We start from the raw sequence: 20,692 nt of genomic DNA on the forward strand, positions 1-20,692 counted from the left end.
ACAGTCTTTTACACGAGTGAATAGTTAAGGCTGAACAGGTTGCGCAGGCATATCAGGCCATATCCCGCCCCAGAAAATGCCCGCGATCAACCCAAGGATAAAATACGTCCCGCCAAACAGCGGCGTAAAAAGCCTTAGTTCGACGTCGTAAAACCAATTTGCGGACAGTATCCCGAAACACGTTTACGGAATGGGCCGCTTTGAAAAGCCGGAATGAGATTTTTTGGCGCGATTATTAAATCGCTGAAAGCAAGGAGAGAAGAGATGGTGCCCCCGGGGAGAATCGAACTCCCACTCACCAAGTGAAACAGATTTTGAGTCTGCCGCGTCTACCAATTCCGCCACAGGGGCTGACTTTTATGGTGCATGTTGCACCCCATCAACGGCGCGGATAATAGCGTTAAATTTTGCGGGGTCAATGGGGGTTTGTTTAAAAATGTCATGATCTGTCCTGCAACGAACAGGATCATTGCGATTATCGGTAAAATGCGCTTTGATCTGCGCGCCTTTGACGGGGCTTTTCCCCGTCTTTCTTCAGATTTTGATCAACAAATAAAAACAGGGCGCAACTGCCGTGCTTCGCAGCCTTTATGACTGGACAATGAACCTTGCCGCCCACCGCCATGCCGGATTGGCGTTGTTTTTTATCGCATTGATCGAAAGTTCGGTTTTTCCGATTCCCCCTGATATCCTTTTGATCCCCATGATCATTGCCGCCCCGACCAAGGCATGGCGCTATGCGCTGATCTGTCTTGCGGGGTCCGTGCTTGGCGGGATGATTGGGTATGGGATCGGGTATTTCCTGTTTGAGACCGTTGGCCAGCCCGTGCTTGAGCTTTATGGCTATGCCGCGAAGTTTGACCAGTTCCGCGAATACTATAATGAATGGGGCGCCTGGGCGGTCTTTATCGCCGGTGTCACGCCCTTCCCGTATAAAGTGATCACGATCTTGTCGGGGGTGACGGCGCTTGATCCGGTGGTGTTTACCATTGCATCGATTTGCGCACGCGGATTACGGTTCTTTGTCATTGCGGCGCTGATTTGGAAATTTGGTCCGGCGATACGCGATTTCATCGAAAAGCGTCTGGGCCTCCTTTTTACCATATTTGTTGTGGTTCTTATCGGGGGCTTTGCCGCTATTAAGCTTTTGCCCCATGGCTAAACGGGCTTCGCGCCCACATAAACCACCCAAGCAACACGGATCTTCGATGATTAAACTGCTTCGCGCCCGCAACGTCCCGGCCTTTCCGCCGATTGCCCTTTTGCTGGTCTCTGTCGGCAGCCTGAGCTTCGCGCTATATGCGCAATATGTGCAGAAAATATTGCCCTGCGTTTTATGCCTGCATCAGCGCACCCCCTATTACATCGTGGCGGGGCTTTCGGTTGTTGCCCTTTTGCTGCTGCGGTTTCCAAAGGTGGCGCGCCTTATGGTGTATCTGTGCGGGGTCGCCTTTGCATTTGGAACGGCAATCGCGGTGTACCACGTCGGTGTTCAGCATCTGTGGTGGCAAGGACCGGCCATGTGTGGTGGAGTCGAAAGCGGGGCAAGCTCGGTCGCGGACCTTAAGGCGCAGCTGATGGCCCAGCCGATTATTCGCTGCGACAAAATCGACTGGAAACTGTTTGGCATCACCATGCCAACGGTGAATGTGTTCTTCTCAGCCGCCTTGACGATCTTTTGTTTGATCGCGCCGTCACGCTGGATGAAGCAATCATCCTGACGTTAACGCGATCGCATTTCTAAACAGCAAAAAGCCGACGGCATCTGTTCCGTCGGCTTTTGTTTTGGCCGGGATCGCGACGTCTTTAGAAATCGTAATCCAATTCGGTATCCCAGTATAAAAAATCCCGCCAACTTTCATGGAGATAGTTTGGCGGGAAACGACGGCCTGTGGCCTGCAATTCGTGCATGGTGGGCTGTCCGGGGGCCCTGCGAAGCCGCAAGCCGGCCTCACGGACCGATCGACTGCCCTTAAACAGGTTGCATTCAGAACAGGCTGTAACGATGTTTTCCCAGTTTGTCCGTCCGCCCCGTGATCGTGGGATAACATGATCAAAGGTCAGCTCATTGGTCGGTAAGCGATCATTGCAATACTGACAGGAAAACTCATCGCGTAGGAAAACATTAAAACGCGTAAAAGCCGGGCTGCTTTTAAGCGGCACATATTCCTTAAGCGAGATGACACTGGGTAATTTCATTGTAAAGGATGGCGAATGGACTTCGCGATCATATTCCGAAAGCACGTTCACACGGTCTAGAAAGACCGACTTAAGCGCATCCTGCCAGGACCATAAAGACAGCGGGAAGTAACTTAACGGCCGAAAGTCGGCGTTAAGAACAAGTGCAGGACACACATTGGGCGATAAATGCATACCATTCGCTCCACCGTGTTTACCGAGTCGCACATTTTATTTAGCAGGTTCGAACATTTTGATTGATGAACATATCATGACGTTCGAAAAACCGTGCGGCGCGGCCACATAAACCACTGATAGAGAAAAGTATAAACCAATTTCACAAAAGCGCAAAGCCCGTGTTCCGCCGAGTCGCGTTTCCGGTCCCCGTACCGGCGCAAGTCAAACGCCCACAAGAGGTCTCAACCATAATCACGGCACAAAAAAAGCCGTCCATCACAGATGGCACGGCTATTCATGCGGCTTGAAGCCAAGCCAAATTGAGGCAGAAAAAACGAAAGGCTCGCTAAAAGCGAGCCTTCGTCAAATCTGTTCTTAAAGCAGAAGCCTAATTAGGCAGCTTTTGCTTCAACAGCTTTGGCAACCTGGCGTTTGATTTTCACCAAGTCAGCCGGAAGCTTTGCATTTGCAGTGCTGAGCAAAAACGCATCCAGACCACCACGTTTTTCGATGGTGCGGACAGCATTGGTGGTCAGACGCAGACGCACCGAACGACCGAGCGACTCGCTAAGCAGCGAAGTCGGCTGCAGGTTCGGAAGAAAACGACGTTTGGTACGATTGTGGGCGTGGCTCACATTCATGCCGACCAAAACGCCTTTGCCGGATACCGGGCAGCGACGTGCCATGACCTGATCTCCTGGTCTATAAATTCGCAAAAGGACGCTTGGCCTGAACACGCAGGCCCGCGCTTGGAGCCGGGTTATTACCGCCTCTGACCAATGTCGTCAAGCCTTCATCAACGCAATCAACCGACAAAACGCTGATCAGGGCTATTTTGACGCCAATTTACGGTATTCGTCGTATTTTTCCCAACTCAACCGCAAGAAGTCAGCCCCATTTCAAACCAGCGCGACAATACCAATCAGCCAATTTTGCCGCAAATAAATAGAAAATGCGCTGAGCTTCTGCCCGATTCTCAGCCTTAAGGGACTATATATAGACCCAACACATTATATATAGTGATATCCGAAGCCCCACTTCCAAACCCCATAGGTACTGGATTCTCATTCAAACGGCTTTCGGACGCTCGTTCGTCCCCTGCCCCATACTGCAATTCAAATCATGGGCCAGTGCACCTTACGCGGCGATCGGCTGCACTGCTTAATCGCGGGCTAATGTAATTGATACGGATCAAAGTAAATGCGCGCAAATGCGTGGTAGCTATACCGTTATAGAGTTCAAAATTTTCCTTTGAGAGCAAGGTGCAAAATGAAAACAGATAGTAAAGTGTCGCTGCCCCTTTTGGGCATTCTGCTGGTCGCAGTTGTCGGGCTGGTGCTGTATCTGGTGGGCTTTGTCCTTGCCCATCTTGGGGTGCCAATCGCATCAGCATGGATTTACGTCGCACTGGCCCTAGTGCCGGTCGCATTCTTGGTGCTGATTGATTTTAGCCGCTAGGTCTTCTTAACGACGCGGCAAAAAGATTAAATGCGGCCTGCCATGTTTTGGCGGGCCGTTTTTTTTATGCGCCGTCATGTGCCTTTAAACGTCTAGGCTGTGGAGGACGTCGCCTGCCAGTGCAGGTCCTTGCAAGGCCCCTTGGCCGGACGGGCAAAGAAATACCCCTGATAGGCATCAACCCCCATCGCGGCCAACTCAGAACGCTGTTGTTCGGTCTCGACCCCTTCGGCAATCACATTCAGGCCAAAGCGGTGAGCAATCAAAATGGCCCCTTCGATCACGACCTTGGCATTTTCATCCATTTTCAAAACGAATGACTTGTCGATCTTGACCGCGTCCACGCGAATTTGATGGAGCCGCGACAAGGACGAATATCCCGTGCCGAAGTCATCAATATGCACTTCGATTCCCAACCCATGCAAAACCGACAAGACATCGGCAATCAGGGTGATCTGACGCTGATCAAAAATGGATTCTGTGACTTCAAGCGTCAGTCGGCTGGCGGGAAGACCGGTTTCACGCAGGACATCTTCGACCACGCGCACAAAGTTTGGCACAACGATCTGACGGATAGAGACGTTAATCGCAACCTTGGTGGTCGGCGGCACATCCTGCCAAGCAACCAGCGTCGCACAGGCTTCGCGCAAAACCCATTCGCCAATGCCAACGATCTGTGCGGATTCCTCGGCGATGGGAATGAACTCGTCCGGGGGAACAAGCCCAAGTTCCGCACTTTGCCAGCGCAACAACACTTCGTAGGAAACAATAACCCCGTCAGCGGCCCGAACCACCGGCTGAAATTCAAGATAGAACTCACGCGACGGCATCGCACGACGAAGGGCTTGGTTGATGTTAAGGCGGCGTTCCTGCTCTATCAAAAGGGTTTCGTCGTAGTTATGCACGCTCCCGCGGCCATCGCGTTTGACCTCGGCTGCGGCCAGATCCGCCCAGTGGATCAATTCGGAAATATCTGGATTGTGGCGTGTTGAGAAGGCCACCCCGGTACTAAAACCAACATGCAAGGTATGACCCGAAACATTCAGCGGACGATTAACCGCTTCGCGGGTCTTTTTGATCGTTGCCATTACGTCGGAATGAAGATCACCGGTGGATGCCGCCAACACCATCAGGAATTCATCCCCGCCCCAACGCCCCACCGCCTGACGCGGACCATCAAATTGTTGTAACCGCGCGCCAACCAACCGAAGAACTTCATCACCAATGGCGTGACTAAGCCCGTCATTGATTTGTTTAAAGTGATCAAGATCGATGAACAGAACCGCATAATCCAAGTTTTCGCCACGCGAACAGACATCATTGAACCAGGCAATGATCCCATCGCGGTTCAAAAGACCCGTCATGGTGTCATGGATTACCAGCTGACGAAGTTCTTCTGTGCGCTGGGCAACGCGCGCTTCAAGGGTTGCGTTCCAGTTCTCTGTAACGCGGTTTTTGTGCCGTAAATCCGCAAGCAATCCTTCGTTTCGGTGATGCAAAACCAAAGACCGAAACAAAATCGCATGGTTGTTACGATGCGTTGCCAACATCACGAACAGGAATACAACGCCAAGACCCGGAAGAATGTAATTATCCCCCGCCATCATCAGCAAAACAATCGGCGGGCCCAACAAGATTAAAAGATAGACCCGGCCGACAAAGAAAATCGGCGCAAAAATACCCGTCGCACCGCCAGCCAGCCCGGCATAGACAATCAAGGTCAAGGACTCGCTATCGCCGCTGACCACCGGGATTTTAAGGACAGCAAGCACCGCCCAAAGCATGACGGCAATGAAAACACCCGCAGCATAGCGATGACGCCAAATTCGGTATTCATCCGGATCAAAATTTTCAACACTTCGACGTTTTCTGCGATACAGAAAACCGTCCCAAATGCGTACAGCACACACCACGCACACGCTGGCAAACCAGATCACGGTGCTAAGGACAAGCTCGTCACGCAGCCAAAACATCAGCAGCAATCCCGCCCCGGCGGACAGATTGACGAGGATATTCGCCCAGCTATTTCGGTATGCAAGATCGAGGAGGTCGCGACGCACTTTGCCGGTCAGATTCTCATCTGCTTGCTGACCGATGTTTGGACCAATAAAGCGCCAGAAGTACTTTTTGACCAAACTGATGGCTTCTTGATCCATCCGTGCTTTTCGCCCCTGCCACGCAATAAGTATCAACAATACTATACATACGTACTAACTCAAGCCAGAACGAATATACGCTTAATGCTGATACAAAAGGACTATAGGTCTTTTAACTTAGTTCAATGAAACACTATTTTTGACTTTGGAATGCATCAGTCAAAGCAATTACATCTTTGGGATCAAGTCCCCGTTCACGCATTGATCGCAAAGTCATCGATTTATTGCGCTTGGCAAATCGCTTGCCGTCCGGCCCGGTCAGAAGCCCGTGATGATGATATTCAGGCACGTAATAGCCAAGAATTTCTTGCAGCAACCGGTGCAAGTGGCTGGCGAAAAACAGGTCCTCGCCGCGTGTAACAAGGCTAATCCCCTGTAGGTGGTCATCAAAGGTAACCGAAAGGTGATAGCTGGTTGGCGTGTCTTTACGTGCCAGAACCACGTCGCCAAAAATCTCGGGCGTGGCGATCTGACGGCCTGCCGCGCGGTCAAACCACACCAGTTCGTGACCAGCGCGTTTTATGGCTGCGGCCATATCCAGACGCAGGGCATAACTTTCCCCCGCAGCAATACGTTCCTTGCGTTCCTGTCGGGAGCAATGGCGACATGTACCGGGATACAGCGCGCCATCAGGCCCGTGCGGGGCATTACCGATTTTGGCGATTTCGGCCTGAATGTCTTTGCGCGTGCAAAAACACGGATACAAAAGTTCCATATCCGTCAGGCGATCAAGCACGGCCTGATAGTCATCAAAATGGTCTGATTGAACGCGAACGGGGTGTTCCCATTCCAACCCCAACCACGCGAGATCTTCATAGATCGCATCAAGGAATTCGTGGCGAAAACGGGTTTGATCGATATCTTCGATCCGCAACAGGAAACGTCCATGTGGCTCCGACTGCTTAAACGAAAACAGGGCGGATGCCGCATGGCCAAGATGCAGATAGCCGGTTGGGCTTGGGGCAAATCGGGTAATCGCTGTCATGGTGTCAGCACCGTCCCCTTTTTGACTGTTACCAGCGGTCGCGATCACCCGCGGCACGATCGCGCGCCTGACCGTTATCGGCCGGAACATGACGCAACGGGCGTTTGGGTTGGCGTGCGCCTTGTTCTTCAAACAGATCAGACAATTCGCGCAGCATGGTCCCGCCGAGTTCTTCGGGATCATTGATGGTCACAGCACGCTGATAATATCGGGTGACATCGTGACCAATACCAATCGCCATCAATTCGACAGGCGATTTGGTTTCGATCCAGTCGATGACTTCGCGCAAATGCCGTTCAAGGTAATTGCCCGAATTTACCGAAAGGGTCGAATCATCGACCGGCGCACCATCGGAAATCACCATCATGATCCGACGTTGTTCCGACCGGCCCAAAAGCCGTTCATGCGCCCAAAGCAGGGCTTCGCCGTCGATATTTTCCTTAAGCAACCCTTCGCGCAGCATCAAACCAAGGTTCTTGCGCGCACGGCGCCACGGCGTATCGGCGGCCTTATAGATGATATGGCGCAGATCGTTCAGACGGCCAGGTTTTGGCGGCTTGCCTTGATCGACCCAACGTTCACGCGACTGGCCACCTTTCCACTGACGGGTAGTAAAGCCCAGAATTTCGACCTTCACCCCGCACCGTTCCAATGTGCGGGCAAGGATATCGGCCGAAAGGGCCGCAATCGTAATCGGGCGCCCGCGCATCGAGCCGGAATTATCAATCAGAAGCGTGACAACCGTATCGCGGAAATCGGTATCTTGTTCCTGCTTGAACGACAGGGAAGTCGACGGGGTCGAGACAATCCGTGCCAGTTTGGCAGCGTCAAGAATGCCTTCCTCAAGGTCGAAGTCCCATCCACGGTTTTGCTGTGCCATCAGGCGGCGCTGCAACCGGTTGGCCAAACGTGACACCACGTTTTGCAAATTCGCCAACTGCTTATCCAGCATCGCCCGCAGACGTGACAGTTCAAGCCCTTCGCAAAGCTCATCGGCGGTGACGATTTCATCAAACTCGCGGGTGAATGGCTCATAGCCGCGTTCGAGCGGTTCGTTACGACCATCGAATTCAGGCTGTTCGCCCGGACCGGCAGGCTGTTCTTCCTGCGACATGGCTTCAAGCTGCTGATCATCGATATCGCCCTCGCCTGCTTCGGCGTCCTCGGTACCGGCATCTTGCTGCTCGTCACTGCCATCGGGTTCAGACTCGTCATTCTGTCCCTGCTGGCCGCCCTGACTTTCCATTTCGTCTTGGTCAGGGTCGTTTTCGCCACCTTGTTCTTCGTCATCCTCGCTATCTTGGTCGGGCGGGGAATCATCACCAAGGTCATCTTCAAGCGACAAATGATCAAGCAAACGGCGCATGCTGCGCGCAAAGGCATCCTGATCATCAAGCACATCGCGCAGATCGCCAAGATCGGCCCCTGCTTTTTCTTCGATATGCGACCGCCACAGATCAATCAACGGACGGGCCGATTCAGGGGCCTTTTCGCCGGTAAAAACCTCGCGCGCCAGCATACCGATCGCATCGGCAAACGGTGCGTCTTCTTGGGCGGTCAGACGGTGATAACCCTTTGTATGGCAATCCTGTTCGAAATGTTCGTGCAGGTTTTTGCGCACACCTGGGAAATACCGCGATCCCACTGCTTCGCAACGCGCTGTTTCAAGCGCGTCATAGACAGCTTGTGCTTCGGCAGTTTCGGGCATACGGCGCGCATGCAGGGCCGCATCGTGGTGACGCATCTTAAGCGCCCAGCCATCTGCAACACCGCGCAAATCGGCAACTTCACCCTTTGGCATGGCTTGCTTTGGCATCGGCAGGCGGACATGTTCACCATATCCGCCCGGACGACCGCCTTTGACAAAGCCGACTTCCAAATCGTTGCGCCCAGCAAGCGCACGAAACGTCGCCGCCGTGCCGCGCAAAAACCCGGAAAGAGCCTCATCATTTTTCATTGTCTCACCCGCCTTGGGAACCAAATCGCCGATCTGCTTTAACGCCATGGGAACTGCTTAACGCACCATCACATTGATGGCTTCTTCGGGCAGTTCTTCGCCAAAGCAACGCTGATAATACTCAGCCAAAATCGGGCGTTCGACTTCATCACAACGGTTCAGGAACGTCACGCGGAAGGCATAAGACGCATCACCGAAAATCTTGGTGTTTTCCGCCAAGGTAATCACGGTACGCGGGCTCATGACAGTCGAGATGTCACCGGCAACAAACCCGTGACGGGTCAAGTTGGCCAATGCGACCATTGCTTCGACCTTGCTGCGGCCGTCTGGCGTATCAAAGTCGGGAACCTTGGCAACGATGATGTTGGTTTCATCTTCGACCGACAGATAGTTCAACGTCGCAACAACGGACCAACGGTCCATCTGTGCTTGGTTGATCTGTTGGGTACCATGATACAGGCCAGTGGTATCGCCAAGGCCAACCGTGTTTGACGTTGCAAACAGGCGGAAATGCGAATGCGGATGGATGACCTTGTTCTGATCAAGCAGGGTCAATTTACCATCAACTTCCAAAACGCGCTGGATCACGAACATGACATCCGGGCGACCGGCATCATATTCATCAAACACCATCGCGACGGGGCGTTTAAGCGCCCATGGCAAGATGCCTTCGCGGAATTCGGTAACCTGTTTGCCATCGCGCAGAACAATCGCATCTTTACCAATAAGGTCGATACGGCTGATATGGCTATCAAGGTTCACACGCACACATGGCCAGTTAAGACGTGCAGCCACCTGTTCGATATGGGTCGACTTACCCGTACCGTGATACCCCTGAATCATCACGCGACGGTTATAGGCAAAGCCGGCCAAAATCGCCATCGTGGTATCGCGGTCGAACCGATAGGTCGGGTCAATCGCTGGGACATGCTCGCTGCCCTGACTAAAAGCCGGGACATCCATATCGACATCAATCCCGAACGTCTCACGCACGGAAATGGTGGTATCAGGCGTATCAAACGGATGTTCAGCCGCTACACCTGTCGCTTCGTAACCTTGGCTCATAAGTACTCGCGCATTATCTTGGACCGGCGCTGGTGACGCGGTCGTTTCACTAAACTGGTTCATTAATAGCGGCTAAGTCGCATCCCTCAAAGGGCAGATGCGTAAAAAATCTTTATCGCCGCAAAAAGGACCGGTGTTTCGGACGCGTGATCACACCATCCTACGCATCGTTTTGGCAATCGGATTTCGCAAAAAGGCTGGCCCAAACCCCCGCCAAATAAGAACTGGGGTTAAAGGGAAACGCGGGCTTCAAGGTCGCGGATGTAGCTCATCAGCGATGAATATGCCGCACTGATCTTTTTAAAGCGTTCTTCTGCCGCCTTATCCCCGCCATTGGCATCGGGGTGATACTTCTTGGACAGGGCCTTATATTTTGATTTCAACTCATCGCGGGTAAAAGGCCAGCCCAGATCAAGGGTCGCCATTGCCTGCTGTTGCTCGGACGGCATGCCAAGTGCGCCGGCACGACGTTGGGCTTCTTCGCTTTTGCGTTTTTGCTCTGCGCGCGCACGGCCTTCTTCGCCGGGGCCATGATGGGTTTGATCGCCGTCTTCGTTAAAGAAGCCAAAACCGTCCTTGAATTTGAAATTGAACGGCTTTTTCGAACCCCGAATATGACCAAACTGCCACGTTGGCCGCTGCCAATGGGTATCACGGCGCATGTCATTTTCGATGTCTTCGGCCTTCATGCCGGCGTAGTAGTTCCAGGATTTGTTGTATTCGCGCACATGCTCAAGGCAGAACTGATAATACTCGTTCAGCTTGCGATCTTTGGGCGCACGAAATTCACCATGACCGTCGCAGTCTGGCCAATCACATTTGGGCAAGACCGGTTCGTCATGGTAGAGCGTTCTGCGCTTGTTGCGGTGTCCTCGGTTCATCTGCGTCTATATGTTCTGGATATCGCTGCTCGCAATATCATACGGTTCGATTTAATGCGATAAAAGGCTTGAAAAAGTGCCTATGCATGACAGAACCTGACTTACAGTTCGTTTTTTTTGCAGTGATCTGCAAACATCCAATGGAAATAGAGGCCCTTATCATGCAGGTCGCAAATCAGATCCGTGACATCCTGACCACCGAATTTACCCCAGCGAAACTCGAAATCATCGATGATTCGTCCAAACATGCCGGTCACTCGGGCGCAGACCCGCGCGGCGAGTCCCATTTTTCTGTTTTGGTGGTCTCGGATAAATTCGATGGCGAAAACCGCGTAAACCGTCAACGGCTTGTCTATGGCGCACTTGATGCGCTGCTAAAAGACCGGGTACATGCACTGGCCCTTAAAACCATGACCCCTGCCGAATATGACGCGGCCATGGAAACCAAAACCAATAAATAGTTTTCCGCATTGTGAAATCAACCTAGACGATCCTTCCGTTTGAGCGCATGCCTTAGGTACAAGCTGTTCTTGCACCCTATGCAGGCGCAGCGCGGGTACCGGCCAATGGTATCTGTATCAAACGGGAGGACTATGTAATGACCAAGCGCCTTATTGGGGCGACCATTGCCCTTGTCTTATCCGGAACCGCACATGCGCAAGCACCTGCACCGGACAATCTCGAAAAACTCTCAAACTTCCAATCAACCGGAACGACAAACTTCATTGTCATTGAACAGGGTGGCGATTACGCCGCCGGGATCAAAAAGACCCTTGAAGGCATCACTCTGCCGCCCGGTTTTAAAATCGGACTCTATGCCGTTGTACCTGATGCCCGACATATCGCTGTCGGCCCGCAAGGCGTTGTTGTGTTTGTCGGCACGCGCAAGGACAAGGTCTGGTCGGTGACCGACCGGAACAAGGACCGTATCGCAGACGAGGTAAAGGACTTCGCGCCGTCACTTCGTTTTGCCATTCCGAACGGCCCGTGTTTTTCACCCGACGGGATGCTTTATATTGCCGAACAAAACCGCGTTCTGACCTTCCCGGCAGCCGAGTTTTTCTATGAAAGCCCGGATGTTGCCGCGTTTAATGTCGTCAAGCAAGGTGACCTTATTCCGCCAGAAGAAGAAAGCTACAACCACACCGCACGCGTTTGCAAAATCGGCCCGGACGGCAAGCTTTACATCTCGCTAGGTCAGCCCTTTAACGTCTCGCCGCCTGAAAAGCTTGATCTTTATCGTCAGGTCGGGATGGGCGGCATCATCCGTATGAATAACGACGGCTCCGACCGCGAGGTTTATACATACGGGGTCCGCAATTCGGTCGGCCATGATTTTCACCCCGAAACCGGCGAATTGTGGTGGACTGACAATCAGGTCGATGGCATGGGCGATGACATTCCGCCCGGCGAAATCAATCATCAGACCGCAGCAGGCCAACATTTTGGCCATCCATGGTATGGCGGCGGTGACGTGCGGACCAATGAATATGCCGGACAAGAAGTGCCCTATGACGTCGTTATGCCAGCGGTCGAAACCGTTGCCCATGCCGCCGATCTTGGCATGAGCTTCTATACGGGCAAGATGTTCCCGGCCAAATACAAGAACGCGATTTTCTCGGCCCAACACGGGTCATGGAACCGTACAACACCGGTTGGGGCGCGTGTGATGGTGACGTTTATTGACGCCGAGGGAAACACCAGCACCGAACCCTTTGCCGAAGGCTGGATCGACGAAAATGACGAATACCTTGGCCGTCCGGTAGATGTTGCCCAACTGCGCGACGGGTCGATCATTGTTTCAGATGATCTTGCCGGTGCGCTTTACCGCATCTGGTATGAGGGCAATTGATGCGTAGTGTGATCATGGTACTCCTTGGCGGGCTTTTGCCCGCCGGGGATCTTTGGGCGCAAAGCGCCACCGCCCCTGCGGCCACCCCTGCCCCCGCCAGCACGGAAACCAACCTCGTTGAAATCACCCAAAGCAACAGCGATGTGACAGCCGGACGCAAGATTGCGGGCATGTGCCGAACCTGTCATGGTCTTGAAGGTATGGCGCGCATTCCAATCGCCCCGCATATTGGCGGCGAAACCGTTGAATATCTGATGAAGCAATTGCATGCGTTCAAAAGTGGCGAACGCGAACATGAAATGATGAGTGTGGTCGCACGCGGATTGTCCGACGCGCAAATCAAAGACGTCGCAACATGGTTCAACCATTTTGACGTTGCGGCAACCCTGCCACCTGGCAAGACTGAGGATGACGCACCACAATTATGCGTCGGGTGCCACGGTGCAAACGGCATTTCCGAATTGCCCGAAGCACCCAATCTAGCCGCGGAAACCAACATTTACATCGAAACCCAGATTAAGGCGTTTCGGGCTGGCAAACGTGTGCATGACGTCATGACGCCGATTGCCAAGGACCTGACCGATACCGAAATGCAGCAGGCATCTGATTGGTACAGCAAGATTGATCTGAAAATAACCGATCCGTTGGGAAAGTAAGTCACTGCATGATGGCGGGGTGCGATCAGCGTTTATGGCGTCCTGCCGACGATACATCCGGTCCTATGGTCAGCGCCGGCAGAACATCCCCGTGTCGCGTTCAATGACCGGCACAATGATATGTGGCAAGCACGCACGGGCACGCATCAAAGCGGATTTCACGGTTCTCGCGTGCCGTCGATATCTTCATTTCCCGTATAGAAATTGGGTGCAATGCGCTTGACCGCTTCCCCGTCGCTGCGCCAGCCATGGCAAGTATTGATCAGGGGCATTTTCTGATTTTTGGGCGCGACAACGCTATCCTGTGAGGGTTGGCCTTCTTGTGACTGGGCGCGGCGTTTTTCCTCGGCTTCGCGCGAACGGATGGGAAAGATCGTTTGAAATGCCGTGGTCGCAACCGGTCCCATCAGCTCGGTCAGATGTGTGCATCCTTGAATGCCGCCTACCCGGTCGCGGATCTGCTTTCGGATGCCCGGCCCCAGTTTCAACCCGACCAGTTTTTCATAGGCGGGCGCAATGGCGTCACACCCGTTAAACGGCGCGTAATCGGTTGCGGCCTCCACCGCGCGAATGACCAAATCATCGCCCACGGTAACCCGTATCCACATTTCATGAACGGGAACGCCCGGCGGGATTTCGCCACGATCATGATTGGCAAAACCGTATGATTTGGTGTCGGTGATATGCCCTTCGATATCCCATAACCCATCTTCACGACGAAACCCCTGACAGGTCACATTGCGGGTATGGATATGCTCGCGGGCGGTGGGGCGGGATAATGGCATGGGAATTCTCCTTTACGTAAACGTAAAGTCGTTCACCCGCCCGATGTCAAGCAACAAAGCCAAAACACGCCAAAACAGTAAAGACGGCTGTGGGAGACACCCCATAACCGACTGGTGGTTTTAAAACAGAGATCAGGAAAGATAGGCCGTTGGATTACGCAACACCGTAGTCCGAACCAAAGATGAACTTTTCGCGTTCGCGCACGTCTTCTTCAAGTTCGGCTTTGACCACGTTAAACAAATCGCGGATCGACACCATGCCGATCACCTTATCCCCATCAACAACCGGCAGGTGGCGATAGCGACGCGCGCTCATTAATTCCAGCGCATTCATCGCGGTATCATTGGGCCCCAATGTATCGGGATTGGCGGTCATGACCTTGGAAAGTGGTGTGGTCGACGGGTCTTCGCGCTTTGCAATAACCCGGTTCACAAGGTCACGTTCGGTAAAGATGCCCGCAAGTTTTGCGGAACTATCAACAATGATAACGGCGCCAATTGTCCGTTCCGTCATCATTGTGACGGCATCCATAACGGAATCAGCGGGATTGAGGGTCGCGATGGATTGTTCCTTGACCACGCCTGGTACGATTTTCGTATCCATGCTTATACCTTTGCGGATTGCTGTTGCCACATGCCCAACCCAAGTCAGATCATCTAACGCACGCTTACCAACGCAAAGGGGCCTTATGTCGAAGTGGCCCTGCGATCCTTCGGGTCAAGAGCTCAAACCCGATTCTAACCCATAAGTCGAAAAACTTAAAACAGTTTACGCCAAAGGGGAAAATCGAGCCTGTCTCTAACCCGCATAGACAATTGCCCTATTCGCGATCATCCGTGGTCAAATCAGTAACTTCGCGCATCCTGATGCGCGTCACCTGATTACGAATACGGCGCAGCACTTCGAATTCAAACCCGTGGAAACGGAATTGCTGACCAACATCGGGAATACGCCGGGTCTCATACAGCAAAAGCCCCGCAACCGTTGCGGCTTCTTCATCGGGCAAACGCCATGCAAAACGACGGTTCAAGTCGCGAATGGTCACATCGCCACGCACAATCACCGATCCATCGGTTTGCGGCTGTACACCGACCACTTCGACGTCGGTTTCATCGGCAATATCACCAACGATTTCTTCCAAGATGTCTTCAAGCGATACGACACCTTCGAACGCACCGTATTCGTCCACCACAATTGCAAAATGCTCGTGCCGTTCCTTAAACGCCTTAAGCTGATCGGCAAGCGTGGTTGAATCGGGGATAAACCATGCGTCGGAACTCAGTTCGCGCACGTCTTTGGCGGTTGTCGGTTTTGATCCGCGCACGATGGCCTTTAACACTTCGCGGGCATGCAAAACGCCAACGATGTTATCGGGATCTTGTTCGTAAATCGGAATACGCGTGTGCGGACTTGCCAGCACCGTTTCAAGAATTTCTTCGATCGGACGGGTAATGTCGATCATCTGCACCTTGCGACGGTGCACCATGATTTCCCAAACACCAACATCTTCAAGATCAAGCACGCCGTGCAACATGGTGCGTTCCGCATGGTGATCACCCACCACCACGTCATCGGCATGAAGTTCAATGGCACCGCGCAATTCGCGTTCGCTATCCAGCCCAGGTCCTTCGCCGCTGCCAAACAGGCGCAAAGTCGCCTGAACCACCACCTGAATGCTTTGGGTGATCGGCGCAAAAACAACCACCAGAATACTCATCGGGCGTGCGACGCGCAGCGCCATGGTATCGGCATGCTGCAGCGCATAGGTTTTTGGCAAGATTTCCGAAAACACAAGAACAAGTGCGGTCATGGCCATCGTCGCATAGACAACGCCATTTTCGCCAAACAGTTCGATCATCACCGACGTTGCCAAGGCAGAGGCCAAAATATTGACCAAGTTGTTGCCCAGCAAAATCGCCCCGATCAAGCGTTCCTGATATTGGCGCAGGCGGTTAACCGTCGCAGCCCTGAGATCGCCATCCTGTTCCTTGTGATGCATGACCGGACGCGACGCCGCCGTAAGCGCGGTTTCCGAGCCAGAAAAGAATGCCGACAACATCAGCAGGAAAAAAATCACGACAATCGTGATTGTCATTCAGGGCCGTCTCCAAAGAGTGATCACACGCGAACGAAGATGTCCGCCAAATCAGTTGTAAGGTCAAATACCGTAACGTCAACGACTTCACTGTTCTGACCATTGACCACAGTCAGAACCCAAATCCAAGATCGCCTTGATCCCGCGATGCTTAACCGCGGCAAGACCGGGTGATCGCCGCACGCATTTTTTCAACATCCATTGCCTTGGATGTAAAGGCCTTGCCGATACCGCGCGTCATGACAAAGGTGATCTGGCCATCGCTGACCTTTTTGTCGCGCGACATATGGCCAATGACCTTGTCGATATCCCAATGCATGCCCGCAACTTCGGACGCATACACCGGCAAACCAACAGATTTCAGATGGGCAACGATGCGGTCTTTTTCACCTGCCGGGGCCATGCCCATCGCACCACAGACGTCATGGGCAATTACCATGCCCATCGAAACCGCCTCGCCATGGAGCAATTTTTGGCCGTATCCGGTTTCGGCCTCGAAGGCGTGACCGAATGTGTGACCAAGGTTAAGCAACGCACGTTTGCCGCCTTCGCGTTCATCTTCGGATACGATACGCGCCTTTGCCGCACAGCTTTTGATCACCGCCTGACGGCGCTCCGGCCCATCATTTTCAATGACCGCCTGCCCGTTTTCTTCAAGCCATGCAAAGAATTCCGGATCATCAATCAGGCCATATTTGGCCACCTCGGCATAGCCGGCCCGCATTTCGCGCGCCGATAAGGTATCAAGCACCGCCGTATCAGCCAGCACCAAACGCGGCTGATGAAAAGCGCCAACAAGGTTCTTGCCCGATTTGGAATTAATGCCGGTTTTACCACCGACCGAGCTATCAACCTGAGACAACAGGGTGGTTGGGATTTGCACGAAATCAAGCCCGCGCAAAAGGGATGCGGCAACATAGCCCGCCAGATCCCCAACGACCCCACCGCCAAGTGCGATAATCACGGTGGACCGTTCAATGCCCATCGCCAAAATCTGTTCGACGACATCTTCGAACACAGCAAAACTTTTGGATTTTTCGCCGGACGGCACGATAACTTCGCGGTGCGCGATATCGGCCCCGTCAAGCGATGCCAGAACGGTCGGCAAATGTTTTTCCGCCACGGTCGCATCGCTGATCACGACAACGCCTGCTTTTCGCACGAACGGCGCAATGTATTTGGCGGTATCAGCCAAAAGGTTGCTGCCCACAAGAATGTCATAGCTGCGCGCGCCAAGTTCAACGCGAAGAGTGTCGTGATTGCTCACTTCGTTAGCTTCCTGTTCTGATCAAATTACCATCATCGTCAAACGACTGCGCCAAAAGCTCAAGGACGGCGACACAGGTGTCTTCCTTGGAACGTTCGTCACAATCAAAAACGATGTCAGCCCCAGCATAGACCGGGTAACGGGTTTCGATGAAATCTGCGAGAATCTTGCGCGGGTTACCACGATTCAGCAACGGTCGGTGGCTCCGTCCGTTGGTCCGTTGCAACAACAGGTCAAGATCGGCGCGCAGCCACACCGATACAGATTTTTCGAGGATGAGTTGTCGGGTGCGTTCACGAATAAACGCGCCGCCGCCTGTTGCGAGGACAATCTGATCACTATCAAGCAGCCGGGCAATCACGCGTTCTTCGCCATCGCGAAATGCGTCTTCGCCATACAGCTTGAAGATATCAGCAACTGAACAGCCAGCGGCCTCTTCTATTTCACGGTCGGCATCGACAAAATCCAGCTTCAATTCCTTGGCGACCATCCGGCCGATGCAGCTTTTTCCAGCCCCCATCAGGCCAATAAACACCAAGGCGCGGCCGTTAAGGCCTTTGCGGATTTTGGCAATCACGTCTTCGTGCAAACCCGACTCGGCAATGTTGCTCTCCATGTTCGGTTTGCAGTCCTGTAAGTTCATCTGGTTTCAACAAAATATATATAATTCTTTAGGGCAGCTTAGCCCCAAACGCAAGTAAACCGCACGTTCTTTGCGACAAATTCCCGCTTAAAATACCCGGCAAAATGACCGATTTCACTTTTACGGCGCACGCACCGCGACTGATCAGACAAATCTCATTTCGGGCTTTTCTGTTAACGCTCTGTGAGGAACAGGACCCTATACTGCCATGAAGTTGCCGAAATAGAATGTCATCCACCGCGTTGAAACCAAGCTGGTATCGCGTAATGGATGACGCAAAACCGGGCAATCACATGTAACCACACGCAGGGTTTTTCCTGCGCGATGGAGTGATTGTTTGCGTTACTTGCATCTTTCTACGTCGTCAGCATACTGGTAGACGCGTCATTCGCATAAACGCATCGAAGTCTGGATTAAAATGAAGATCATCACGCGCATTATTCTGCTGCTGGTTCTGGCCATCATCGTCGGCGGCGCCGTATTCCTCATCACTTGGGATATCCCGGCCCCCACCACCCAGATCCAAGAAACCATCCCGAATTCGAGGTTCAATTAAAATGGCATTTCGTTCCCGCCTATTACTGCAGACCTGTTTGCTGGCAATGATGACGGGAACCGGGCTTGTACCCGCGCCCGCCAATGCCCAAAACGGTGCACCGGTACCGCTGTTTTTAAAACAGGAAGCCCAACAGGACGCGACCGGCCGTTCTGACACCCGTTCCCCATCGGCCAACAGCACAAATGGCCAGCGCGGGTTTAATTCCGGATCGTCTGCCGACAGTTTCCCGTCGGACCCAAATGCGGTTCAGTCACTGACCCTTCAGGCGGTTGATGCCGAGGCTGTCGGAACGCTTGGCCCGTCGAATGGTGGGCTTGGTACCGATATGTGGACCGGCACATCGCGCAGATCTGCCGCCCAACTGGTGACCAACCTTCCGGCGACACCGGCAACCCATACCGCACGCGATTTGCAAAAACGCTTGTTGCTGTCGATTGCGGCTTTGCCAGAAGACAACACCGGCAAAGTCAGCCTTCTTGAAGCCCGCGTTGCCAAACTGATTAATATGGGCGCGCTTGATGGTGCGATTGATCTGGTGCGTGCAACCCCTCAAGGATCACGCGGTTCGATGCTGGCACAGGCCGAAGTAAACGCCCTTATGATTGGTGGGCGGATCGACGAAGCCTGCAACGCGATTAAAAGCTATAGCGCAAGCTTTGAAGAAATGTTCTGGCTGAAAGCTGCTGCCATGTGCGCGCTTCATGCCAATGATCCTGCGGGTGCGGCATTCTCGGTCGATCTGGTCCGGGAAATGGGCGGTGAAAACGACGCAACATTCTTTGGTCTGGTTTCCGCCATTCGCAATGGTTCGGCGGTTGATCCCGACCTTTTGACGGATTTGCGCCCGATTGATATTGCGCTGTTGGCAATCGCCAAACAATCCATCCCGACAAGTCAGATTGAATCAGGCAATGCCGCAGCCCTTATCGGCCTGACAAATGCGGCTGCGACACCGACTGACTTACGCCTTGAAGCCGCCCGTAAGGCTGAAAAACTTGGCCTGATCAGTGCAGACAAGCTCGCCGAGGTTTATCGCGGCGTTCAATTCGAGGAAAGTGACCTTGAAGATGCGCTTGATGATGCTGCCGAAAGCGTTCAGGGCCGTCAATATGCCAAGCTTTATCAGGCAGCGTTGCGCACCGATGTACCTGCCGCCCGTGCGGAAATTCTCGCTTCCCTGTTTGAAACCGCCCAAATCAATGGTGATTTCCTTCAAGCTGCCCGCCTTGGCGCCCCGCTTGTTGATGACATTCCGGTCAATAACGATTTCTCGTGGTTTGCCATTACCGCCCTTAAGACATCCATCGCGGCCAATAATATGGAACGCGCGTCAACCTGGCTTCGGGTTGCGAAATCATCGGCAACGCCGGGCAATGACATTTCATCACGCTTGAGCCTTCTGTATCCGGTTTTGGCAATTTCCGGGCTTGAAGACACTGGCTCACCACGGCCAGATGAACAAAGTGCTTCGGTTCAGGTCAATGAAGACGTCATCGCCAAGCCGCGCTTTGGCCTTGGTGGGGCGATCAACCAAGCCCCGGCACAGCCAACACGTGCCGTCGACTTGCAGGCATTGACCGATCACCGTTCGCGCATGACCGAGTGGCAAGAAATCCAAGCCGCGCGGGCAGACCGGAACGCCGCAAAACGCACCGCCGAGCTGGTTTACAACCTGTTTTACGGGTTCGGGATCGAAGTGCCAGATGGGGCATGGGATAGCCTGCTCGTCGCACCATATGCCGAACAACGCATGACGGTCAGCAGTGCTGTTACCCATCAGATGATTGATGCGGCACGCAACGACGAAACCGCAAAAACCGCGATTTTGGCCATTCAGGCACAACAAGTTGCAACCATGGAAAATGCCGATCCAAAGGCACTGACCGATACGGTTGCGGCGCTTAACATGTTGGGTCTGACGGCCGATGCCCGGAAATTGGCAACGGAACTGCTTTTGATCTCGGATCAATAACGGCA

General features: G+C 53.2%; 20 protein-coding genes and 1 tRNA gene. 8 read left to right on the plus strand and 13 right to left on the minus strand.

The genetic code is table 11. From position 1 onward, the window contains the following. Window positions 1-265: 265 nt before the first annotated feature. Window positions 266-351: transfer RNA gene (locus HCZ99_RS09225), tRNA-Leu, on the minus strand. Window positions 352-574: 223 nt separating this feature from the next. Here HCZ99_RS09225 and HCZ99_RS09230 point away from each other — a divergent pair. Further along, window positions 575-1,162, plus strand: coding sequence for a YqaA family protein (locus HCZ99_RS09230; RefSeq protein ID WP_167446628.1), 588 nt, complete (start codon window positions 575-577; stop codon window positions 1,160-1,162). 46 nt (window positions 1,163-1,208) lie between these two features. Further along, the gene (locus tag HCZ99_RS09235; RefSeq protein ID WP_167446629.1) at window positions 1,209-1,721 is read left to right on the plus strand and encodes a disulfide bond formation protein B; all 513 of its coding nucleotides are present in this window, start codon (window positions 1,209-1,211) and stop codon (window positions 1,719-1,721) included. Between the two features lie 85 nt (window positions 1,722-1,806). Here HCZ99_RS09235 and HCZ99_RS09240 read toward each other — a convergent pair whose 3' ends face one another. Both HCZ99_RS09240 and rpmB read right to left on the minus strand, forming a co-directional pair. Beyond that, window positions 1,807-2,373 carry an HNH endonuclease gene (locus HCZ99_RS09240; protein WP_167446630.1) on the minus strand — a complete coding sequence of 189 codons (567 nt, stop codon included), beginning with the start codon at window positions 2,371-2,373 and terminating at the stop codon, window positions 1,807-1,809. Window positions 2,374-2,747: 374 nt separating this feature from the next. Continuing rightward, window positions 2,748-3,041: a 50S ribosomal protein L28 gene (gene rpmB / locus HCZ99_RS09245; RefSeq protein ID WP_167446631.1), complete on the minus strand. Its 294-nt coding sequence runs from the start codon at window positions 3,039-3,041 to the stop codon at window positions 2,748-2,750. A 583-nt stretch (window positions 3,042-3,624) separates the two neighbouring features. Here rpmB and HCZ99_RS09250 point away from each other — a divergent pair. Next, a complete protein-coding gene (locus HCZ99_RS09250) occupies window positions 3,625-3,813 on the plus strand; it encodes a hypothetical protein (protein WP_167446632.1) in 189 nt (62 codons plus the stop codon). A gap of 92 nt (window positions 3,814-3,905) precedes the next feature. On the opposite strand, the gene HCZ99_RS09255 is transcribed toward HCZ99_RS09250, so the two are convergent. From HCZ99_RS09255 to HCZ99_RS09275, 5 genes are all read right to left on the minus strand, one after another. After that, complete coding sequence (locus tag HCZ99_RS09255) at window positions 3,906-5,969, minus strand: putative bifunctional diguanylate cyclase/phosphodiesterase (protein ID WP_167446633.1); 2,064 nt, start codon at window positions 5,967-5,969, stop codon at window positions 3,906-3,908. A 133-nt stretch (window positions 5,970-6,102) separates the two neighbouring features. Further along, window positions 6,103-6,954 (minus strand): tRNA glutamyl-Q(34) synthetase GluQRS, encoded by an 852-nt coding sequence (gluQRS, locus tag HCZ99_RS09260; protein ID WP_167446634.1) that lies wholly within the window; start codon window positions 6,952-6,954, stop codon window positions 6,103-6,105. Between the two features lie 28 nt (window positions 6,955-6,982). After that, window positions 6,983-8,911 carry a cobaltochelatase subunit CobT gene (gene cobT, locus HCZ99_RS09265; protein WP_167446635.1) on the minus strand — a complete coding sequence of 643 codons (1,929 nt, stop codon included), beginning with the start codon at window positions 8,909-8,911 and terminating at the stop codon, window positions 6,983-6,985. Window positions 8,912-8,968: 57 nt separating this feature from the next. Beyond that, on the minus strand, window positions 8,969-9,976 hold the full coding sequence (cobS, locus tag HCZ99_RS09270) for a cobaltochelatase subunit CobS (protein ID WP_167446636.1): 1,008 nt from the start codon (window positions 9,974-9,976) through the stop codon (window positions 8,969-8,971). Between the two features lie 230 nt (window positions 9,977-10,206). Then, window positions 10,207-10,857: a DnaJ domain-containing protein gene (locus HCZ99_RS09275; protein ID WP_167446637.1), complete on the minus strand. Its 651-nt coding sequence runs from the start codon at window positions 10,855-10,857 to the stop codon at window positions 10,207-10,209. Window positions 10,858-11,018: 161 nt separating this feature from the next. Between HCZ99_RS09275 and HCZ99_RS09280 the strand changes: the two genes are divergently transcribed. The 3 genes from HCZ99_RS09280 (at window position 11,019) to HCZ99_RS09290 (ending at window position 13,365) form a co-directional block, all read left to right on the plus strand. Then, a complete protein-coding gene (locus HCZ99_RS09280; protein ID WP_167446638.1) occupies window positions 11,019-11,318 on the plus strand; it encodes a BolA family protein in 300 nt (99 codons plus the stop codon). Between the two features lie 137 nt (window positions 11,319-11,455). Beyond that, window positions 11,456-12,709, plus strand: a complete 1,254-nt coding sequence (locus HCZ99_RS09285) for a PQQ-dependent sugar dehydrogenase (RefSeq protein WP_167446639.1) — start codon at window positions 11,456-11,458, stop codon at window positions 12,707-12,709. Further along, window positions 12,709-13,365 carry a c-type cytochrome gene (locus tag HCZ99_RS09290; protein WP_167446640.1) on the plus strand — a complete coding sequence of 219 codons (657 nt, stop codon included), beginning with the start codon at window positions 12,709-12,711 and terminating at the stop codon, window positions 13,363-13,365. The genes HCZ99_RS09285 and HCZ99_RS09290 overlap by 1 nt, the downstream gene beginning before the upstream one ends. A 158-nt stretch (window positions 13,366-13,523) precedes the next feature. On the opposite strand, the gene HCZ99_RS09295 is transcribed toward HCZ99_RS09290, so the two are convergent. The 5 genes from HCZ99_RS09295 to HCZ99_RS09315 all read right to left on the minus strand — a co-directional run bounded on the left by HCZ99_RS09295 (window position 13,524) and on the right by HCZ99_RS09315 (window position 18,129). Continuing rightward, window positions 13,524-14,150, minus strand: a complete 627-nt coding sequence (locus HCZ99_RS09295) for a DUF2889 domain-containing protein (protein WP_167446641.1) — start codon at window positions 14,148-14,150, stop codon at window positions 13,524-13,526. Between the two features lie 154 nt (window positions 14,151-14,304). Further along, the gene (locus HCZ99_RS09300) at window positions 14,305-14,754 is read right to left on the minus strand and encodes a CBS domain-containing protein (protein WP_167446642.1); all 450 of its coding nucleotides are present in this window, start codon (window positions 14,752-14,754) and stop codon (window positions 14,305-14,307) included. A gap of 217 nt (window positions 14,755-14,971) precedes the next feature. Next, window positions 14,972-16,246 carry an HlyC/CorC family transporter gene (locus tag HCZ99_RS09305; protein ID WP_167446643.1) on the minus strand — a complete coding sequence of 425 codons (1,275 nt, stop codon included), beginning with the start codon at window positions 16,244-16,246 and terminating at the stop codon, window positions 14,972-14,974. Window positions 16,247-16,397: 151 nt separating this feature from the next. After that, window positions 16,398-17,513 carry a 3-dehydroquinate synthase gene (aroB, locus tag HCZ99_RS09310; RefSeq protein WP_167446644.1) on the minus strand — a complete coding sequence of 372 codons (1,116 nt, stop codon included), beginning with the start codon at window positions 17,511-17,513 and terminating at the stop codon, window positions 16,398-16,400. Window positions 17,514-17,517: 4 nt separating this feature from the next. Beyond that, complete coding sequence (locus HCZ99_RS09315) at window positions 17,518-18,129, minus strand: shikimate kinase (RefSeq protein ID WP_167446645.1); 612 nt, start codon at window positions 18,127-18,129, stop codon at window positions 17,518-17,520. Between the two features lie 445 nt (window positions 18,130-18,574). Here HCZ99_RS09315 and HCZ99_RS09320 point away from each other — a divergent pair, with 445 nt between their 5' ends. Next, complete coding sequence (locus tag HCZ99_RS09320) at window positions 18,575-18,712, plus strand: hypothetical protein (protein ID WP_167446646.1); 138 nt, start codon at window positions 18,575-18,577, stop codon at window positions 18,710-18,712. Between the two features lies 1 nt (window position 18,713). Further along, entirely contained in the window at window positions 18,714-20,687 is a 1,974-nt protein-coding gene (locus tag HCZ99_RS09325) for an antifreeze glycopeptide (RefSeq protein WP_167446647.1), read from the plus strand. Window positions 20,688-20,692: the final 5 nt, after the last annotated feature.

The sequence above is a fragment of the Thalassospira lucentensis genome (genome assembly GCF_011806425.1).
In the GTDB taxonomy this organism is placed as follows: domain Bacteria; phylum Pseudomonadota; class Alphaproteobacteria; order Rhodospirillales; family Thalassospiraceae; genus Thalassospira; species Thalassospira lucentensis_B.

Bases quoted from the DNA above. Each gene is read 5' to 3' on its own strand.
- HCZ99_RS09235 (WP_167446629.1), top strand. From the start codon at position 1,209: ATGATTAAACTGCTTCGCGCCCGCAACGTCCCGGCCTTTCCGCCGATT.
- HCZ99_RS09240 (WP_167446630.1), bottom strand. From the start codon at position 2,373: ATGCATTTATCGCCCAATGTGTGTCCTGCACTTGTTCTTAACGCCGAC.
- rpmB (WP_167446631.1), bottom strand. From the start codon at position 3,041: ATGGCACGTCGCTGCCCGGTATCCGGCAAAGGCGTTTTGGTCGGCATG.
- HCZ99_RS09250 (WP_167446632.1), top strand. From the start codon at position 3,625: ATGAAAACAGATAGTAAAGTGTCGCTGCCCCTTTTGGGCATTCTGCTG.
- HCZ99_RS09255 (WP_167446633.1), bottom strand. From the start codon at position 5,969: ATGGATCAAGAAGCCATCAGTTTGGTCAAAAAGTACTTCTGGCGCTTT.
- gluQRS (WP_167446634.1), bottom strand. From the start codon at position 6,954: ATGACAGCGATTACCCGATTTGCCCCAAGCCCAACCGGCTATCTGCAT.
- cobT (WP_167446635.1), bottom strand. From the start codon at position 8,911: ATGAAAAATGATGAGGCTCTTTCCGGGTTTTTGCGCGGCACGGCGGCG.
- cobS (WP_167446636.1), bottom strand. From the start codon at position 9,976: ATGAGCCAAGGTTACGAAGCGACAGGTGTAGCGGCTGAACATCCGTTT.
- HCZ99_RS09275 (WP_167446637.1), bottom strand. From the start codon at position 10,857: ATGAACCGAGGACACCGCAACAAGCGCAGAACGCTCTACCATGACGAA.
- HCZ99_RS09280 (WP_167446638.1), top strand. From the start codon at position 11,019: ATGCAGGTCGCAAATCAGATCCGTGACATCCTGACCACCGAATTTACC.
- HCZ99_RS09285 (WP_167446639.1), top strand. From the start codon at position 11,456: ATGACCAAGCGCCTTATTGGGGCGACCATTGCCCTTGTCTTATCCGGA.
- HCZ99_RS09290 (WP_167446640.1), top strand. From the start codon at position 12,709: ATGCGTAGTGTGATCATGGTACTCCTTGGCGGGCTTTTGCCCGCCGGG.
- HCZ99_RS09295 (WP_167446641.1), bottom strand. From the start codon at position 14,150: ATGCCATTATCCCGCCCCACCGCCCGCGAGCATATCCATACCCGCAAT.
- HCZ99_RS09300 (WP_167446642.1), bottom strand. From the start codon at position 14,754: ATGGATACGAAAATCGTACCAGGCGTGGTCAAGGAACAATCCATCGCG.
- HCZ99_RS09305 (WP_167446643.1), bottom strand. From the start codon at position 16,246: ATGACAATCACGATTGTCGTGATTTTTTTCCTGCTGATGTTGTCGGCA.
- HCZ99_RS09315 (WP_167446645.1), bottom strand. From the start codon at position 18,129: ATGGAGAGCAACATTGCCGAGTCGGGTTTGCACGAAGACGTGATTGCC.
- HCZ99_RS09320 (WP_167446646.1), top strand. From the start codon at position 18,575: ATGAAGATCATCACGCGCATTATTCTGCTGCTGGTTCTGGCCATCATC.
- HCZ99_RS09325 (WP_167446647.1), top strand. From the start codon at position 18,714: ATGGCATTTCGTTCCCGCCTATTACTGCAGACCTGTTTGCTGGCAATG.